At 57.6% G+C, this 17,369-nt stretch carries 16 protein-coding genes and 1 tRNA gene; 10 read left to right on the top strand and 7 right to left on the bottom strand.

Annotated features, from left to right (window positions below; all coding sequences use genetic code 11):
- Window positions 1–3 precede the first annotated feature (3 nt).
- The 8 genes from DWV58_RS03405 to glf all read left to right on the top strand — a co-directional run bounded on the left by DWV58_RS03405 (window position 4) and on the right by glf (window position 8,641).
- Window positions 4–918, top strand: a complete 915-nt coding sequence (locus tag DWV58_RS03405; RefSeq protein ID WP_117564237.1) for a prephenate dehydrogenase/arogenate dehydrogenase family protein — start codon at window positions 4–6, stop codon at window positions 916–918.
- Window positions 919–954: 36 nt separating this feature from the next.
- A complete protein-coding gene (gene aroB, locus DWV58_RS03400) occupies window positions 955–2,061 on the top strand; it encodes a 3-dehydroquinate synthase (protein WP_117776197.1) in 1,107 nt (368 codons plus the stop codon).
- Window positions 2,055–3,374 carry a 3-phosphoshikimate 1-carboxyvinyltransferase gene (aroA, locus tag DWV58_RS03395; protein WP_117776196.1) on the top strand — a complete coding sequence of 440 codons (1,320 nt, stop codon included), beginning with the start codon at window positions 2,055–2,057 and terminating at the stop codon, window positions 3,372–3,374. The genes aroB and aroA overlap by 7 nt, the downstream gene beginning before the upstream one ends.
- 1 nt (window position 3,375) lies before the next feature.
- Window positions 3,376–4,473 (top strand): chorismate synthase, encoded by a 1,098-nt coding sequence (aroC, locus tag DWV58_RS03390; RefSeq protein WP_117776195.1) that lies wholly within the window; start codon window positions 3,376–3,378, stop codon window positions 4,471–4,473.
- A gap of 43 nt (window positions 4,474–4,516) precedes the next feature.
- Window positions 4,517–5,662 carry a bifunctional chorismate mutase/prephenate dehydratase gene (locus tag DWV58_RS03385; protein ID WP_117776194.1) on the top strand — a complete coding sequence of 382 codons (1,146 nt, stop codon included), beginning with the start codon at window positions 4,517–4,519 and terminating at the stop codon, window positions 5,660–5,662.
- Window positions 5,663–6,901 carry a shikimate kinase gene (locus DWV58_RS03380; protein ID WP_117776193.1) on the top strand — a complete coding sequence of 413 codons (1,239 nt, stop codon included), beginning with the start codon at window positions 5,663–5,665 and terminating at the stop codon, window positions 6,899–6,901.
- Window positions 6,902–7,000: 99 nt separating this feature from the next.
- Complete coding sequence (aroQ, locus tag DWV58_RS03375; protein ID WP_117776192.1) at window positions 7,001–7,438, top strand: type II 3-dehydroquinate dehydratase; 438 nt, start codon at window positions 7,001–7,003, stop codon at window positions 7,436–7,438.
- A gap of 78 nt (window positions 7,439–7,516) precedes the next feature.
- The gene (gene glf / locus DWV58_RS03370; RefSeq protein WP_117776191.1) at window positions 7,517–8,641 is read left to right on the top strand and encodes a UDP-galactopyranose mutase; all 1,125 of its coding nucleotides are present in this window, start codon (window positions 7,517–7,519) and stop codon (window positions 8,639–8,641) included.
- Window positions 8,642–8,743: 102 nt separating this feature from the next.
- On the opposite strand, the gene DWV58_RS03365 is transcribed toward glf, so the two are convergent.
- The 5 genes from DWV58_RS03365 to DWV58_RS03345 all read right to left on the bottom strand — a co-directional run bounded on the left by DWV58_RS03365 (window position 8,744) and on the right by DWV58_RS03345 (window position 12,005).
- Entirely contained in the window at window positions 8,744–9,586 is an 843-nt protein-coding gene (locus DWV58_RS03365; RefSeq protein WP_233540500.1) for an IS3 family transposase, read from the bottom strand.
- 29 nt (window positions 9,587–9,615) lie between these two features.
- Window positions 9,616–10,107 carry a helix-turn-helix domain-containing protein gene (locus DWV58_RS03360; RefSeq protein WP_117776269.1) on the bottom strand — a complete coding sequence of 164 codons (492 nt, stop codon included), beginning with the start codon at window positions 10,105–10,107 and terminating at the stop codon, window positions 9,616–9,618.
- A 141-nt stretch (window positions 10,108–10,248) separates the two neighbouring features.
- Window positions 10,249–10,325 (bottom strand) — tRNA-Arg (locus tag DWV58_RS03355).
- A 54-nt stretch (window positions 10,326–10,379) separates the two neighbouring features.
- Window positions 10,380–11,147 (bottom strand): ABC transporter ATP-binding protein, encoded by a 768-nt coding sequence (locus DWV58_RS03350; protein WP_117776189.1) that lies wholly within the window; start codon window positions 11,145–11,147, stop codon window positions 10,380–10,382.
- A gap of 12 nt (window positions 11,148–11,159) precedes the next feature.
- Window positions 11,160–12,005, bottom strand: coding sequence for an ABC transporter permease (locus DWV58_RS03345; RefSeq protein WP_233540490.1), 846 nt, complete (start codon window positions 12,003–12,005; stop codon window positions 11,160–11,162).
- A 161-nt stretch (window positions 12,006–12,166) separates the two neighbouring features.
- On the opposite strand from DWV58_RS03345, the gene DWV58_RS03340 reads away from it, so the two are divergent.
- Entirely contained in the window at window positions 12,167–13,105 is a 939-nt protein-coding gene (locus DWV58_RS03340; RefSeq protein WP_117776187.1) for a glycosyltransferase family 2 protein, read from the top strand.
- Window positions 13,106–13,110: 5 nt separating this feature from the next.
- Window positions 13,111–13,857 (top strand): acyltransferase, encoded by a 747-nt coding sequence (locus tag DWV58_RS10130; protein ID WP_117776186.1) that lies wholly within the window; start codon window positions 13,111–13,113, stop codon window positions 13,855–13,857.
- A 375-nt stretch (window positions 13,858–14,232) separates the two neighbouring features.
- On the opposite strand, the gene DWV58_RS03325 is transcribed toward DWV58_RS10130, so the two are convergent.
- Both DWV58_RS03325 and DWV58_RS03320 read right to left on the bottom strand, forming a co-directional pair.
- Window positions 14,233–16,074 (bottom strand): glycosyltransferase, encoded by a 1,842-nt coding sequence (locus tag DWV58_RS03325; RefSeq protein WP_117776184.1) that lies wholly within the window; start codon window positions 16,072–16,074, stop codon window positions 14,233–14,235.
- Between the two features lie 32 nt (window positions 16,075–16,106).
- Window positions 16,107–17,294, bottom strand: a complete 1,188-nt coding sequence (locus tag DWV58_RS03320; RefSeq protein WP_117776183.1) for a LicD family protein — start codon at window positions 17,292–17,294, stop codon at window positions 16,107–16,109.
- Between the last annotated feature and the right edge of the window lie 75 nt (window positions 17,295–17,369).

Raw genomic sequence — 17,369 nt, 5'->3', positions numbered from 1 at the left:
CCCATGGGTACAGTGAGAAACGCGCGCGTTAACCAGGGCGGCCCCAAGTGCGCCGGCATCGTCGGCCTGGGCCTCATCGGCGGCAGCTTTGCCCGCGGCTATGCGCAGGCGGGCGTCCGCGTGCTGGCCTGGGACCCCGATGACGATGTCATGACGGCCGCCAGCATGGGCACTGTCGCCGGAGAGCTTAACGACAAGACGCTCGGCGAATGCGACATCATCGTCCTTGCCTGCTATCCCGAGGCATGCATCGAGTGGCTCGAGGCGCACGCCCAGGCGCTCGCCGACGCCACCGACACCGAGGCCATCATGGGCCCCGTGGTGATCGACACGGTGGGCGTCAAGGGCATCGTGTGCGAGCGCGCCTTTGAGCTAGCCCGCGAGCACGGCTTTTACTTTGTGGGCGCGCACCCCATGGCGGGCACGCAGTACTCGGGCTATGCGCACTCCCGCGCCGACCTGTTCCAGGGCGCCCCGCTCGTGCTCGTACCGCCCGCGGTGGACGATGCGCTCAAACTGGAGCTTTTGGGCCAGGTGCGCGAGATGGTACGCCCCTTGGGCTTTGGCAAGTTCAGCGTGACCAGCGCCGCCGAGCACGACCGCGTCATCGCCTTTACGAGCCAGCTCGCGCACGTCGTTTCCAACGCCTATGTTAAGAGCCCGACCGCTCAGGTCCACCACGGCTTTTCGGCCGGCAGCTACCGCGATCTCACCCGCGTGGCGCACCTCAACCCGCAAATGTGGTCCGAGCTCATGATCGACGACGCCGACGCGCTCGCCTTTGAGATCGACCATCTGATCGAATCGCTTGGCGCCTACAGCCGTGCGCTCAAGGACCGCGACCAGCGCTATCTGGAGAATCTCCTTGCCGAGGGCGACCGCATTAAGCGCGCACTCGACGACGAGGCCTCCCACTAGACAACCCATCACGCCAGGTCGAAAGGACCGAAGCTTATGGCGATTACCATCGATATCGACACTGCACGCCCCTACCAGGTGCATGTTGGCACGTTTTTGCTGGAGCAGGCGGGACCGCTCGTGCGTGCCACTGCCGGCGGCACCAAGGCCGTCATCGCGACGGACACCAACGTGGGCCCGCTCTACCAGATGCCCGTTAAGCAGAGCCTGGAGGCGTCAGGCTACGAGGTGAGCATCTGCACCTTCGAGGCCGGCGAGGCCCATAAGCGCGCCGAAACCTATGTTGCCATTTTGGAGTTTGTGGCCGAGCACGAGCTTTCGCGCTCCGACGTGATCGTGGCACTCGGCGGCGGCGTCGTGGGCGACGTGGGGGGCTTTGTGGCCGCCACCTACATGCGCGGCTGCAAGTTTGTGCAGATCCCCACGAGCCTGCTCGCCATGGTGGATTCGTCGGTGGGCGGCAAGACCGCCATAGACCTGGCTGCCGGCAAGAACCTGGCCGGCGCCTTTTGGCAGCCGAGCGTGGTTATTGCCGACGTGGGGTGCCTGGCCACCCTCACGCCCGAGCAGTTCGCCGACGGCTGCGGCGAGGTCGTCAAGCAAGCCGTGATCGCCGACCCGGAGCTTTTCGCCGAGCTGGAGAAGACCCCGCTCACGCTGGAGCTGCTCAACCGCGATGTGGCCCGCGTAGCGCTCATCATCGCCCGCAATATCGACATCAAGCGCGCCGTGGTCGTCGCCGACGAGCGCGAAACCAACCAGCGTAAGCTCCTCAACTTTGGACACAGCGCCGGACACGCCGTCGAGGCCTGCGAGCACTTTGAACTCGGACACGGCAACTGCGTGTCGATCGGCATGGGCATCATCACGCGCGCCGCGGCCCTGCACGGCGCTTGCGATGCTGCACTGCCCGGTCGTATTGAGGAGCTCTGCGCCCGCCATGGCCTCAAGACCCGCTGCGACCTAGATGCCGATACCGTCTTTGCCGAGGCGCTCCACGACAAGAAGCGCGCGGGCGACACCATCGACCTGGTGATTCCGCACGGCATTGGCCGCTGCAGCATCGACCGCACGCCACTTTCCACTTTCCACGAACTCATTGCCGAGGGCCTCGGCCAGAAGGGAGACGCATCCGCATGCTAGCCCGCATCACCCCGTCCCCGCTCAAGGGCACCGTTCCCGCCATCGCGTCCAAGTCGATGGCGCATCGCCTCATCATCTGCGCTGCGCTCGCCAACGGCGAGACGCACGTCACCTGCAACACCACCTGCGCCGACATCGAGGCCACGGTGCGTTGCCTTACGGCCCTGGGTGCTCGCATCGAGACCGTCGAGGACGGCTTCCAGGTCCACCCCACCATGAAGAGTGTTGAGTTTGGCCTGCTCAAGGCCCTTGCCGGCGGCACGCTTGACTGCGGTGAAAGCGGCTCCACGCTCCGCTTTATGCTGCCTGTCGTTTGCGCGCTGGGTGCAGAAGCAACTTTTGTGGGTCAGGGGCGCTTGGGCGCCCGCCCGCTCTCCCCGCTCTCGGACGAGATCATCGCCGCCGGCTGCGACCTACAGGGTCTGGGCGGTTTTCCGCTCAAGACGAGCGGCCGCATGCGCCCGGGCACCTTTGTGCTTCCGGGCAACGTGAGCTCGCAGTATATCTCGGGCCTGCTGCTGGCCGCCCCGCTGCTGGCCCAGCCCTCCTGCGTGCAGGTATGCGGCCTTATCGAGAGCCGCCCCTACATCAACCTGACGATCCAGGCCATGAAGGCCTTCGGCGTCGAGGTCAACGTCGAGCGTATTCCGGCCAAGGACGGCCAGCCCGAGGTCACGAACTTCCGCGTGAGCAGTGGCTCGTACCGCACGCCCGGCAGCGTAGCCGTCGAGGGCGACTGGTCCAACGCTGCCTTTTGGCTGTGCGCCGGCGCCATCGGTACCGACCCCATCACCGTCGAGGGCGTGTCGCTGAGCTCTGCACAGGGCGACCGCAACGTGCTTGCCGCGCTTTCGCGCTTTGGCGCCCGCATCGTGCGCTCCACCAACGCCGCCACCGTGCAGTCCGACAAGCTCGCCGGCTTTGAGATGAGTGCCCACGACATTCCCGACCTGGTGCCCGTTATCTCTGCCGTGGCCTCGCTGGCGCAGGGCCGCACCTTTATCCGCGATTGCGCCCGTCTGCGCATCAAGGAATCCGACCGCCTGATCACCACCACCCGAGAGCTCACCGCGTTGGGCGCGCAGGTACGCATTGCCGGCGATGACCTCATCATCAAGGGTGTCGACGCCTTTATCGGCGGCGAGGTCGATTCGCACAACGACCACCGCATCGCCATGATGGCAGCCATCGCCGCAAGTCGCGCCACCGGCGAGGTCGTGATCCACGGCGCCGAGGCCGTCAACAAGTCCTATCCCGATTTCTTCGACCACTACCGCCTTTTGGGCGGCAAGGTCACGCTCGAGGAGGAATAGCATGTCCTCGACCTTTGGCAACGTATTGCATCTGAGCATCTTCGGCCAGTCGCACTCCCCCGCTATCGGCTGCTCGCTCGATGGCATTCCAGCAGGTATCGCCGTTGACCTGGAGCAGCTGCAGGCCTTTTTGGATCGTCGCGCCCCCGGTCGCGACGAGACCTCGACCAAGCGTCGCGAGGCCGATGCCGTCCACATTATCGCCGGTGTGGTTGATGGACACACCACGGGCGCGCCTATCGCCGCGATCATCGAGAACACCAACACGCGCTCCAAGGACTACTCCGAGCTGCGCCGCAAGCCCCGCCCGGGCCATGCGGATTTCCCGGCACGCGTGAAGTACCACAACATGCACGACGTCGCCGGCGGCGGACACTTCTCCGGCCGCCTGACGGCGCCCTTATGCATCGCGGGCGGCATCGCGCTGCAGGCGCTCGAGGCCCGCGCCATTAACGTGATGGCGCACGTGGCGCAGATCGGTGGCATCTCCGACCTGCCCATGGACGACATGGTCTATCGCGAGGCCGACCGCAAGGCGGTCCTTTCGAACGACCTGCCGTGCATTGACGCCGCAGCTGGCACTCGCATGCGCGAGGAGATTCTGGCCGCGCGCGACGAGCTCGACAGCATCGGCGGCATCGTGGAGTGCGGTATCTACGGCCTGCCCGCGGGCATCGGCGACCCCATGTTCGACGGCATCGAAAACCGCATCGCGCAGATCGCGTTTGGGATTCCCGCCGTAAAGGGCGTGGAGTTTGGCATGGGCTTTGCCGTGGCCGCCATGCGCGGCAGCGAGAACAACGACCCATATCGCATCGATGCCGAGACCGGCAAGATCGAGGTCGAGTCCAATAACGCCGGCGGCATCCTGGGCGGTATTTCGACCGGCGCGCCCGTCATGTGGCGCATGGCCGTAAAGCCGACGCCCTCCATTGGCCGCGAGCAGCAGACCGTAGACATGGACGCCATGGAAAATGCCGAGCTCTCGGTCCACGGCCGCCACGATCCCTGCATCGTCCCCCGAGCCGTCCCCGTAGCCGAGGCAGCCGCCGCCCTCGCCATCTGGGACGCCCTCCTAGAGGACGCAGACCAGCGCTAACTACCCACCCCTCAACATCCCCCGACACGTGAAAGGGGTCTCCATGGACCTTGCTGACATCCGCCAGGCCATCGATGGCATCGACACCACGCTCCTCAACAGCTTTGTTGAGCGCATGGACATTGCCACCGAGGTCGCCAAGTCAAAAATCGAGATGGGCAAGGCCGTCTTCGACCCCGCCCGTGAGCGCTCCAAGCTCAACAACCTCGCCAGCCGCGCGCCCGAGCGCTACGAGGCGCAGACCATCACCCTGTTCCGTCTCCTCATGAGCATGAGCAAGGCCGAGCAGCAGCGCTACATCAACGAGCTCAAGGGCATCACCGTCTCGCAAAAGGCCCACGCCACGGCTGCAGCCTCCGACACGCCCTTCCCTCAAACGACCACCGTCGCCTGCCAGGGTGTTGAGGGCGCTTACAGCCAAATCGCCGCGTGCAAGCTCTTCGACGTGCCCGACATCGCGTTTTTCGAGACCTTCGAGGGCGTCATGTGTGCCGTGCGCGACGGCTTCTGCGAGTTTGGCGTGCTGCCCATCGAGAACTCCACCGCCGGCTCGGTCAACGCCGTCTACGACCTGCTCGCCCAGTTCGACTTCCACATCGTGCGCTCGCTCCGCCTCAAAATCGACCACAACCTGCTCGTCAAGCCCGGCACCAAGCTCGCGGGCATACGCGAGGTCTACAGCCACGGTCAGGCCATCGCGCAGTGCGCTGGCTTTATCGAGGCGCACGGCCTGCACGCCACCAAGTACCCCAACACCGCCATGTCGGCCGAGATGGTCGCCAGCTCCGAGCGCACCGATGTTGCCGCCATCGCATCGCGCAGCTGCGCCGCACTCTACGGCCTGGAGGTACTGGAGCCCAACATCCAGGACTCGGACAACAACTACACGCGCTTTGTCGTCATCAGCCGCGAGCCACGCGTCTACCCCGGCGCCAACCGCACCTCGCTCATGATCACCACGGCCAACGAGCCGGGCGCACTCTATCGCGTACTCGAGCGCTTCTACGCGCTCAATATCAACCTCATCAAGCTCGAGAGCCGCCCCATCCCCGGGCACGACTTTGAGTTTATGTTCTACTTTGACCTGGACTGCCCCTTTGGCAGCAAGGCCCTCGATGACCTGCTCGATTCCATCGACGACGTGTGCGAGAGCTTCACCTACTTTGGCAGCTACACGGAGGTGCTCTAGATGACCGATACTGCCGCAACCCGCCCCTACGGCGTGCTGGGCCGCGTGCTGGGCCACAGCTACACCCCGACCATCTACAAAGAGCTCGCGGGGCTTGAGTACGTGCGTTTTGAGCGCGAGCCCGAGGACCTCCAGGCTTTTATGACGGGTGACGAATGGGAGGGCACCAACGTGACCATCCCCTACAAGCGCGCCGTCATGGACTATCTGGACGAGCTGAGTCCCCTGGCCGAGCGCATGGGCAACGTCAACACCATCACGCGCCTGCCCGACGGCCGCCTGCGCGGCGACAACACCGACTACTTCGGTTTCCAGTGCTTGGTTGAAGAGCTGGGCGCCCAGGTTGCCGGCAAGAAGGCCCTCGTGCTCGGTGCCACCGGTGGCGCCGGCACCACTGCCAGCATGGTGCTCGGCGACCTGGGCGCCATCGTCGTGCCGGTCGGCCGTACGAGCGAAGTCAACTACGACAACATCGCGCAGCAGTCCGATGCCGCCCTGCTCGTCAACTGCACGCCCGCCGGCATGTTCCCCCATTGCCCCGACGCGCCTTGTACGCTCGAGGGGCTCGATGCGCTCGAGGGCGTCATCGACATTGTCTACAACCCCGCTCGCACGGGACTCATGCTCGAGGCCGAGCGCCGCGGCATCCCCTACATCGGCGGTCTGCTCATGCTCGTGGCCCAGGCGGCGCAAGCCGTTGAGCGCTACACCGGCCAGGTCACTCCGCGCGAGCGCATTCTGGACGTAACGGAGCGCCTGTCACGCCGCGAGCAGAACATCGCGCTGATCGGCATGCCGGGCTCGGGCAAGACCCGTGTGGGCGAGCAGATTGCCCTGCTCACGGGGCGAGAGCACATCGACCTGGACCGCGCCCTCGAGGAGCGCCTGGGCAGGCCCTGCGCCGACTTTATCGTCGAGAGCGGCGAGGCGGCCTTCCGCGAGCAGGAGACGGCGGTGCTGGCCGGCATCTCCAAGTGCAGCGGCCTGGTGCTTTCCACGGGCGGCGGCGTGGTCACGCGCGACGAGAACTACCCGCTACTGCACCAGAACAGCCAGATCGTGATGCTCAACCGCAAGCTCGACGAACTCGCCCACAAGGGACGCCCCATCACCGCCCGCGATGGTATCGACAAGCTGGCCGAGCAGCGCATGCCGCGCTACCGCGCCTGGGCCGACCACATCATCGACTCACGCGACTGCGCCGCCAACACCGCGGCCGCCATCGTCGAGACCCTCTAACCTGCCAAAAAGGGACAGGTTTATTTTGGCAGGTTTTATCTGGGCAAACGCCGAAGATCGCAAGACCAGCCACGCCAACCAACTGCAAAGGAAGCAACCATGAAGGCACTCGTCATCAACGGCCCCAACCTCAACATGCTCGGCATTCGCGAGCCGGGCATCTACGGAAGCGATAACTACGACCGTTTGGTCCAGATCTGCCAGGAGGCAGGCGCCACGCAGGGCTTTAACGAGGTCGAGGTCTTCCAATCCAACCACGAGGGCAGCATCGTCGACAAGATCCAGGAGGCCTACGGCAAGGTCGACGGCATCGTCATCAACCCGGCGGCCTACACGCACACGAGCGTCGCGATCCTCGATGCCCTCAAGGCCGTCGCCATCCCTGCCGTCGAGGTCCACATCAGCGCCGTCGAGACGCGCGAGGACTTCCGCCAGATGAGCTATGCACGCCTAGCCTGCTTCGCCACCATCACCGGCGAGGGCTTGCAGGGCTACGCCCACGCGCTGGAGCTGCTGAAAGGGTATCTGCTACACTAATCATTGGGGGAAATAAGTCAGAAACGTTTGTCCCTAAACTAAAGTAACTGTCCAATTGACATACAAAGGAGCATATCCATGTCCCAGTACGATTACCTTGTCGTCGGTGCCGGCCTTTCGGGCGCCGTCTTTGCCAATGCCGCCAAGCGCGCCGGCAAGTCGGTCCTGGTCATCGATCGCCGCGATCACATTGCCGGCAATATCTACACCGAGGACGTCGAGGGCATCCAGGTCCACCGCTACGGCGCGCATATCTTCCACACTTCCATGAAGGATGTCTGGGACTACGTCAACCGCTTCGCCGAGTTCAACAACTACGTCAACTCGCCGGTAGCCAACTTCCACGGCAACATGTACAACATGCCCTTCAACATGAACACCTTCGCCAAGATGTGGCCGGGCGTCGTCACGCCGGCCGACGCCAAGGCCAAGATCGCCGAGCAGGTGGCCGCCGAGAACATCGGCGAGCCGCAGAACCTCGAGGAGCAGGCGCTGTCGCTCGTCGGCCGTGACATCTTCGAGACGCTCGTGAAGGGTTACACCGAGAAGCAGTGGGGCCGCGACTGCAAGGACCTGCCCGCCAGCATCATCAAGCGCCTCCCCTGCCGTTTTACCTACGACAACAACTACTTCAACGACCGCTACCAGGGCATCCCCATGGGCGGCTACACCAAGATGGTCGCCAACATGCTCGAGGGCATCGAGGTGCGCTGCGGCGTGGAGTACAAGGAGCTGGTCGCCGCCGAGCCCGATATCGCCGCCAAGACGATCTACTGCGGCCCCATCGACGCGTTCTACGACTTCAAGCTGGGCACGCTGGAGTACCGCAGCCTGCGCTTCGAGACCGAGACGCTCGACGAGACCGACCATCAGGGCGTGGCCGTGGTCAACTACACCGAGCGCGAGATCCCCTACACGCGCATCATCGAGCACAAGCACTTTGAGTTCGGCACGCAGGACAAGACCGTCATCACGCGCGAGTACCCGGCCGACTGGAAGCCCGGCGACGAGCCCTACTACCCCATCAACGACGCCAAGAACGAGGCCCTCTACAAGCAGTACGAGGAGCTGGCTGCGCAGGAGGGCGACGTGGTCTTTGCCGGTCGTCTGGGCGGCTACAAGTACTACGACATGGACAAGGCCATCGCCGCAGCCTTCGAACTCGTCCGCAACGAGCTGGGCGTGGAACCGACTAAGGCGTAGGGAGCTCGACGACTCGAGACCGACAACCAAATTCGCAAGAAGCAATAAGCCCGGTGCAGCGATGTGAACTGCGTCCCAAATCTTGGACGCCCTAAATAGCGACTAGGCCGCGAGGGCCTGATTCCGGAACTCCTCCGGGGTCAGGCCCTTCAATCTTACCTGCCTCCGGCTCGTGTTCCAGTGGACTATGTATTCCTCCGGGTCGCGTTTGAAATCCTCGAACGTCTCCCACTCGCGGCCCCGGTAGAACTCGTCCTTGACGTGGCCGAAGAGCTGCTCGGTGGCGGCGTTGTCGATGCAGTTCGCCTTCCTGGACATGCTCTGGACGATGCCGGCGGCCTCGAGCCTGGATGTGTACGAGGCGCGCTGGTACTGCCAGCCCCGGTCCGAGTGCATGGTCGGGGCGGCGCCCTCGGGGATCTTGGACAGCAGCTCGTCGAGCATCCTGACCTGCTGGGCCATGTCGGGCGTGGTCGATATGTCGCTCGCCACAATCTCCTTGGTGCAGAAGTCCAGCGTCGGGGCCCAGTAGGCCTTGCCGCCCGCCACCTTGAACTCGGTGACGTCCGTTCCCAGCTTCCGCCACGGGGCCCCGGCGTCGAAATCCCTCGCGATCACGTTCTCGAACGTCCTGCCGACGACGCCCCTGTACGAGTTGTACCTGTGGTAGGCCGTCTCGCGTCTGATACCGCAGCGAATCCCCATCTCGCGCATCATCTTGAGCACGGTCTTGTCGGCTATCACGGCCCCCTCTTCCGCCCTGAGGCACATCGCTATCTGCCGGTGCCCGCAGCCGTTGGCGGTGCGCGAGAAGATCTCGGCGGCCGCCTCCCAGAGCTCGGGGCGCGTGGGCCTCGGCGGGTGCGCGAGGGCGTAGTAGTAGGTCGACCGCTTGAGCTCGGCGCATGCGAGCAGGTGCCCGAGCGCGTGCCCCTCGGCGCGCAGGGCCGCGACCGCTTCGGCCTTCGCCCTGGTCAGAGCCCGTCCCTCTCGACCAGGGCGCGTAATTTTTTTAGGTAGGCCACCTCGGCCTCGAGCCTACGGCACCGCTCCTCGAGCTCCTCCTCGCGGGTCCGCGGCCTCGCCCTGGAACCCTTCGGCCGGCCCTTGGGCCTCGGGCGCAGGGCCTCCGCGCCGCCCCGGCGGTATAGCGCGCACCACTTCTTGAGCGGCGACATCGACATTATGCCGAACGCCGCCATCGCCTCGGTCTTCGTCATGCCGCCGTCGACGACGGCGGAGGCGGCGGCGACCTTCTGCTCGTATGTGTACCTGCCCTGCTTTCCGTCCATGCGCAGCAGCACCTCGCTCCCGAATGCGCGGTATATCTCCTGCCATCTTCTCACGGCTTCCACGGGAAGCGAAAGGGCAATCGCGGCAGATTTATACCCGCGCCCGAGCTCGAAGAGCCCTATGGCCGCCTTCCTGGCCTCGATATCATGCTTCACTCTCAAATCAACGCGCATAAAGAAAGCCTCCCATTTCTCATGTCCAAGAAATGGGAGGCAGTTCAATGCTACACCGGGCTTATTGTTGAGGGAGAACTGCACGCCCACATGCAAAAAAAACAAAGACCCGGCATTAAACCGGGTCTTCAAAAACTCTATTGGTGCTCCATGGCGGATTCGAACCGTCGACCTTGGGATTAGAAGTCCCCTGCTCTATCCAACTGAGCTAATGGAGCATAAAAGCCGCACGTCCAAGCGGGTACAAGTTCGCGCGACTAAAAGATTATAACCTACTTGAACTGGTCGTGGTATGCCTTGCAGACCTCATCCACGGGACCATCCATACGCAGGTCGCCCTTCTCAATCCAAACAGCACGCTGGCAAATGCGCTCAACCTGCTCCATGGAGTGAGAAACGAACAAGACCGTGACGTCACCACTCTCGATAAAGTGCTGAATGCGACGCTCACACTTCTGCTGGAAAAAGACATCGCCAACAGAAAGCGTCTCATCGACGATCAGGATATCGGGCTCGGTAATCGTGGCGATAGCAAAGGCAATGCGCGCGACCATACCCGAAGAGAAGTTCTTCAAGGGCATGTCAACAAAGTCTTTGAGCTCAGCAAACTCGATGATCTCGTCAAAGCTAGCGTCAATAAACTCCTTGGTGTATCCAAGGAGCGCACCGTTCAGATAGATATTCTCACGTGCGGTAAGCTCCGGGTCAAAGCCGGCACCGAGCTCAATCAGTGGCGCGATATTGCCGTGGACCTTAACCTCGCCTTCGCTGGGCTCCAAAACGCCAGCGATGATCTTGAGCATCGTAGACTTACCGGAACCGTTAGTACCAACAAGACCAACGACCTCGCCGCGATGCACATCAAACGAAATGTGCTTAAGTGCACGGAACTCCTCAAAGAACAGCTCGTGCTTGGCGAGCTTAATAAAATACTCCTTGAGGTTTGTCAGGGACTCGGACGCCATGTTGAAAATCATGGTAACGTCTTTAACCTCAACAGCAAGGGGCTGCTTGCTGTAATCAATAGCAGATTCAGTCATAAACAGCACTCCTTAGATGTAGAGAATAAACTTGTGCTCGGTCTTATGAAATACGGTATAGCCAATAGCAAGAGCAAGAACAGCCCAGGCAACACATAAGCCGAACGTAAGCGCAGAAGGCACGGTATTGAACAGGAAGATATCACGCATAAACTGGAGATAGTTGTACATGGGATTCAAGACCACCAGCACCTGGATCCAATGTGCCATTTGGCTGATGTAATCGGTCGTCCAGAAAATAGGCGTCAGATACATCCAGGCCGTGATAACAACGGTCCACAGGTGCATAACGTCGCGGAAAAAGACCGCCAGCGCCGACAACATCATGCCCAAGCCCATGCAGAAGCACATAAGCAACAGCAGGCAAACCGGCAGCAGAATTAAATGCCAGGTAGGGACAACACGGAAAAAGAGCATAACAAGGGCGACGGCAACCAAAGAGAAGGAAAAGTTGACAAGAGAAAACAGCACCTTCTGCACCGGAAACACCCAGCGATGGACCTTAACCTTCTTGAGCAGAGAAGACGCCCAAATGATGGACATGAGCGCCTGGTTCGTCGACTCGGACATGACAGAGAACGTAATGTTACCGACAATCAGATATAACGGATACATTTCAGGCGTAATTGACCCATTGCGGCTCTGGCCAAAAATCGTCGAAAACACGATCGACATAACAACCATCATCAGCAGCGGGTTAAGCACGGACCATGCCACGCCCAAAACACTGCGACGATATTTGATTTTAAAATCTTTGGTGACAAGCTGCTTAAGAATGAACTTGTCCTTTTCAAAATCATTTTTAGCGTGAGAGGCCGGTTTAGCCACCGCTTTCTGACTCTCTACATTGTCAGCCACGGACCATCTCCTTGTCTCGTAAAACATAACAGTGGAAAGTATAGCCCTCCCACGTTGACGATAACCCACCGCAACAAATCTGGAGAACTAACCCATATCTAATCAAAGGGGCAGGCGATAGGTATACTTTCGACCAGATGAGTCATTAAAGGAGGTCCTACATGGACTATTCGAATACCGCCGTCATAATCCCCTGTTACAACGAAGCGCTGACGATTGGCAAAGTTGTCGACGATTTTCATCGAGAGCTGCCCGGTGCAATTGTCTACGTTTACGATAACAACTCGTCCGATGGCACTTCGCAAATCGCAAAGCAACACGGGGCAACAGTGCGCCACGAGCCCAGGCAGGGCAAAGGCAACGTGTGCCGCCAAATGTTCCGTGATGTCGATGCCGAATGCTACTTGATGGTCGACGGCGACGATACCTACCCCGCCGAAGCTGCCAAGTCACTCTGCAATCCCATCCTTAACGGCGAAGCAGATATGACCGTTGGCGATCGCCTGTCAAACGGCACCTATGCCGAAGAGAATAAACGAGCCTTTCACGGCTTTGGCAACAACCTTGTTCGCGCCATGATCAAGTGGATTTACGGCTACAGCTTTGACGACGTGATGACCGGCTACCGAGCCATGAGCAAGCCCTTCGTCAAGACCTTCCCCGTCTTGAGCGAGGGCTTCCAGATCGAAACCGAGCTCTCCATCCACGCCGTCGACCACCGCTGGCGCATTCAAGACGTGCCGGTGGAGTATCGAGATCGACCCGCCGGCTCCGAATCAAAACTCAACACGGTAAGCGACGGCATCAAGGTCATCGCAATGATTGGCACGCTCTTTAAAGACTATCGTCCGCTCAAGTTCTTCAGTCTTATCGCGATCATCTTTGCCATCATAGGGCTCGCTCTCGGTATACCAATCGTCGCAGAGTACTTCCAGACCGGATTAGTCCCTCGCTTCCCCACCGCAATGCTCGCCGTCTCGTTTATGTTCCTATGCGGGCTAAGCCTGGCAACGGGGCTTATCCTCGACTCGGTTGCGAAAGTTGAACGAAAGCAATGGGAGCTACAGGTATATAAGACGCACAAAACAAAAGGTGAGTGAATCCAATGAGCACAAGCAAACGTCTTACAAACTGGGACCTCCTAAGAGCCCTATCGATGTTTTTGGTTGTTGTCGTCCACATTGCACCACAACTGGGCAGCTTTAGAAACATCAACGCGAGTCCAATAGCAAGCACGGCTGCCATTATCTGTGATCCAATTTTCTTCTGCCTGTCTGGCTATTTCGCATTTAAGCCACTTAAGAAAAGTTACAAGGATTACCTATTCGATAAGGCCCTGTCTCTATTGCTACCCATCTTCGTATATGCCGGACTATTGTACGCATTCAAAACTGCCACCGGCTCATTACAGGATACGAACTATATACGATATACAAGCGACCTGGTTCAAGGCGGTTGGTGGTTTGTCCCGGCACTCATACCTTTCATTTTGGTAGCACCGATACTATCGAAAATGTTTGATGCGCTCGATGATCGTACCTGCAAAATAGCCTTATTCGTAACCCTAGGAATTTATGCGTGGGGCGGGCTATCATGCGTTACAAAGTCCTTGCTCATCAACTCTCAGCATATAACCCTTGCGGCTGCCATAAGTATGTTTCAGCGCTTTATACCCATATCGCTACTCGGAGGAACGTATTTTACGTTCTTTTGTATGGGATATTTCATTAAACGCGTCAGCCCGTTACTGGACATAAGAGAAGTTCGCCTAATTAAGGTTGCCGGCATTCTATTCTTTATCCTAGACATTATTAGCGCGTATTTCGGATTCGAACGAGCGGACCCAATATAACTGGATGGTTACAACTGTTGCCGTATTTATTGCTATAGACAGGCTTAAAATCTCTTCGGATGTATTATCTAAAGCCATTGAATGGTCTGCGAAAAGGTCTTACTCAATCTATCTCCTTCAGTACACAACGATTGAATTCGCCATCAATATTGTCTATGCCACCGCTTTGAATGGTGGATATGCGACGCTAGCTTGGCCGTTACGGCTGCTCACCTGGCTACTCGCGACGGCGTTGGCATATGGATTGGCGTTAGCGATAGCATCGTTGGTCGACACATTGATCATTGGGCCCATTCAGTCAAAAATCAGGCAGCACCGGCTGAAATTCTAAGATAGATAAATAAGAAGAGGCCCGGACTCAGTCTGGGCCTCTTCTTATTTAAGTCCCAAGTACTCTTCCCAGAACTCTCGTGAAGTCATATACGGCATGGAATCTTTCCATGCTCCTCTAACGCTCTTGCCTTCTTTACGATAGCGCTTCATCAGTTCGTGCTCTCGGCGCCGAATGCTCTTAAATCGTACTCGATCCATCGTGCGAACCGACCCCTTCTCGCGGGTCGGATCAAGAAAGACCAGCGTCTTGCAACGCGTCGAGTTGCCCTCAAGCGTACAACTGCCATTCTTAACTACATAGCCGGGCTTACCGCGCAACAGCGCATCGGGAAGATAGTGCTTGTCGTAAGGAATAGATCTCCAGTACTTCATAAACTTCGAAGGATGGGATTCCAGATTAACATTAGCGAGCACTTGCTCCGTAACCCCGGCCTTGCGAAGAAGCTCTGGATCCATTTCGGAAACAGGAATCAGCCTTTCGTTTAACTTACCCTTGCCGATCATCGTCGCGGCGCCATCAAGCTTCTGGAGATACTCAGGGCCACGCAGATAATCCTCAAAGCCATCAAGAATAAACTCGGCAGCCTGATAGTCCATATCGCGCAAGTTCTGACGTACCCCTCGCTGAATACGAAGGACAAACATCTTCTCATCAGCACAATCATCGAGAGCAGTCATGGCAAAGAAGTTACGGAAGTACTGGTAGCAATCAACCGAAGCGCGGAAACGCCCCTCAAAGCTTGCATGCCACACGCAAATGCAATTCATAGTCATGTAGACAGGCTTATTGCGCATGCCAAACTCAACGTCGTCGCAGCGAATAAAGAAAGGCATGGGAAGGCCGTTCTTTTCGATAGCCTTCACCGGAATGCAGCTATACCACCAGGCTCCGTAAGCCTGGTCAACCTCGACGTTTGTACGTTCGTTTTCGAGGATATCGGACAGCTTGCCGACATTCAGATCTTCTTTTACTCGACGATAGGCACCGGTGGTCGCCACATACGAGACATCCTCAAACTGACGAGTTGGGTCCTCCATCGAAAGCATGGCACCGTTAATAAAGGCATCCTTATATTTGCCCCTAGCAAGAGAGAGCAGGTTAAACGCACGAATCAAACTCTCGGGCATGATAGAGACATCGTCATCCATCAAAATGATATGGGTGAACTGACTAGGAGCTTCAGTGGCCGCCATCATTCCACGTGCGAATCCTCCCGAACCGCCCGTATTGGGATTCGGAAGCACGGTGACTAGCTCATCGGAAAGTGATGCAGAATCGAGCGTCTGCCCATTGTCGACGACAAACATGTGGAAGTGATCGCGAATCGGACCGTCCTCTTTGGAGATGCCCGCTTTAACGAGTTCAATATTCGGAAGAATGTACTGCTCATTCCTAAATGTAGTAGTAGAAAGAGCAAGATTGATCTGGTTAATTGAGTCCTCAGGAACATCAGTCAGATAAGAGGCGTTCAAGAGGTCTACGGAATAGCCCTCATCACTCTCAATCCTAAAACCGATCAAGTCGTAGCCGGTTGTATCGATATCGATATCGAGAACGCAAGGATCAACTTTATCGCCATCAAAAGGATACGATTTAAGCTCGACGGGATTCAGTTCGCAAGATCTCACTCCATGAACGACAACCCGGCCTCTGCCAAATAAAGCCATATGCAAGACAACGCTGTCAACAGATGCATACTGATGCCATTTGCCAGCAGATAAGCCATTCACATACGTCAGAAAGTCAACGTTTCCATTGATATGAAGTGAATGAAAATCGTCACTATATGAGACATCACCGGAGAGCACGCGATAGTAGAGTTCGGGAAAATCCTTTGCATGCTTTTCAACTTTAAGTACAACATTCGCAAGTTTAAACTGCATTTTAAATACCTTAATCAAAGCCGTTGTAACTACTAATTACATTCGTCGACAAACCTTGCCATCGCGGAGCGAACATCGGGATCAGACAAAACATCCTTAGCAAAATGATCATGCCCACAGATGTCCATTAATATGTAAGGCCATCCAGGATAGCAATCATCAGCGACCTTTTCCGCTTTCGCGGGAACCAAAAAAGAGAAGCTGTCAAACGGATGCTTTCTTACGGGAAGGATATCGTTGCAGTCCCAAATTATTTTACGTTTAGGGGCATCAAAAACGTTATCAATCGCGTATGCAAAATCACCATGAGACTCATCGGTCAACAAACCTAGATCATGAGCCTTTTCGTTAAACGAATCGAATACGCTCTGGACAAGATCAATCTCCGCAGAAGAAACAACTGTTCTCTGAGCCTCCAAGTCAACATCCCCGCACTGCACGCTAAGACCACTGTCGGGATGAACCATCCAAGGATTATCTTTCCAAAAACTAAACTCACGTTCATTTTTGTCAAAGAAATCCATAAGCTCAATTCTGAGTTGCCTAAGCTGATCGTTCGCACGCTTGGAATTCTCGGCCGCCCGGTCGTAAATCGAAATGTCCACAAAACAAGGTATAAGCGAATTAGTTGAACAAAAGCGAACTTGACGACACTTTACAAACCAGTCATATACGAGAGTGATTTGATATTCAGGGTCGTTTTTCAAAGCGGCAGTGAGCTTATCCACATCGGATCTAATCATACAAATATCAATATCGTCGTCCCAAGGAATAAAACTCGATCGAGACAAGGTGCCAACAAGAGAACCATAAGAAAGCCAGTATTGAATATTATTGGCAGTACAAATCGCGTCTAGCTTACTCATCAACGCTGCGTTTGCCTGCTGCATCAATCGAATATCGCCCTCGGCGTTGGGCAACGCATCAAAGATTTTGCAACGGAGCTCAAAAGGGGTGAGATCGGGGTACGCACGTCGCGCTAGCAATTCAAAGCGAAGGCTCATTTGTTCTGACAGACTTTGTTGGCGTTGCTTGAGCAATTCAATTTCTGGAAATAAACGAGTATCGAATTTGTAATTGATATTCATATTGATGCCGTTATCAGCCTGCTCGATACGCGAAAATACCTCGTCAAAGCGATGGTCCATATCATCATGCATAGCATGTAACGATCGAGATGAACCAGGAAGGACTCTTTTAATAGTAGAAAGCAAGGACATGGCTTAACCTTCCCAACGACTAACAATAAACGAAGCATAATTACTCATATGATACAAAAGAATGAGTGGGTCCCA

The organism is Collinsella sp. AF11-11, from assembly GCF_003465485.1.
Lineage (GTDB): Bacteria > Actinomycetota > Coriobacteriia > Coriobacteriales > Coriobacteriaceae > Collinsella.
The sequence above is the reverse complement of the archived record's forward strand: the minus strand, read 5'-3'. Positions and strand labels throughout refer to the sequence as shown.

Coding starts and splice junctions, on each gene's coding strand:
- DWV58_RS03360 (WP_117776269.1), bottom strand. CDS start 10,107: ATGCGCGTTGATTTGAGAGTGAAGCATGATATCGAGGCCAGGAAGGCG.
- DWV58_RS03320 (WP_117776183.1), bottom strand. CDS start 17,294: ATGTCCTTGCTTTCTACTATTAAAAGAGTCCTTCCTGGTTCATCTCGA.
- DWV58_RS03340 (WP_117776187.1), top strand. CDS start 12,167: ATGGACTATTCGAATACCGCCGTCATAATCCCCTGTTACAACGAAGCG.
- aroQ (WP_117776192.1), top strand. CDS start 7,001: ATGAAGGCACTCGTCATCAACGGCCCCAACCTCAACATGCTCGGCATT.
- glf (WP_117776191.1), top strand. CDS start 7,517: ATGTCCCAGTACGATTACCTTGTCGTCGGTGCCGGCCTTTCGGGCGCC.
- aroA (WP_117776196.1), top strand. CDS start 2,055: ATGCTAGCCCGCATCACCCCGTCCCCGCTCAAGGGCACCGTTCCCGCC.
- DWV58_RS03385 (WP_117776194.1), top strand. CDS start 4,517: ATGGACCTTGCTGACATCCGCCAGGCCATCGATGGCATCGACACCACG.
- DWV58_RS03380 (WP_117776193.1), top strand. CDS start 5,663: ATGACCGATACTGCCGCAACCCGCCCCTACGGCGTGCTGGGCCGCGTG.
- DWV58_RS10130 (WP_117776186.1), top strand. CDS start 13,111: ATGAGCACAAGCAAACGTCTTACAAACTGGGACCTCCTAAGAGCCCTA.
- DWV58_RS03325 (WP_117776184.1), bottom strand. CDS start 16,074: ATGCAGTTTAAACTTGCGAATGTTGTACTTAAAGTTGAAAAGCATGCA.
- aroC (WP_117776195.1), top strand. CDS start 3,376: ATGTCCTCGACCTTTGGCAACGTATTGCATCTGAGCATCTTCGGCCAG.
- DWV58_RS03350 (WP_117776189.1), bottom strand. CDS start 11,147: ATGACTGAATCTGCTATTGATTACAGCAAGCAGCCCCTTGCTGTTGAG.
- aroB (WP_117776197.1), top strand. CDS start 955: ATGGCGATTACCATCGATATCGACACTGCACGCCCCTACCAGGTGCAT.
- DWV58_RS03405 (WP_117564237.1), top strand. CDS start 4: ATGGGTACAGTGAGAAACGCGCGCGTTAACCAGGGCGGCCCCAAGTGC.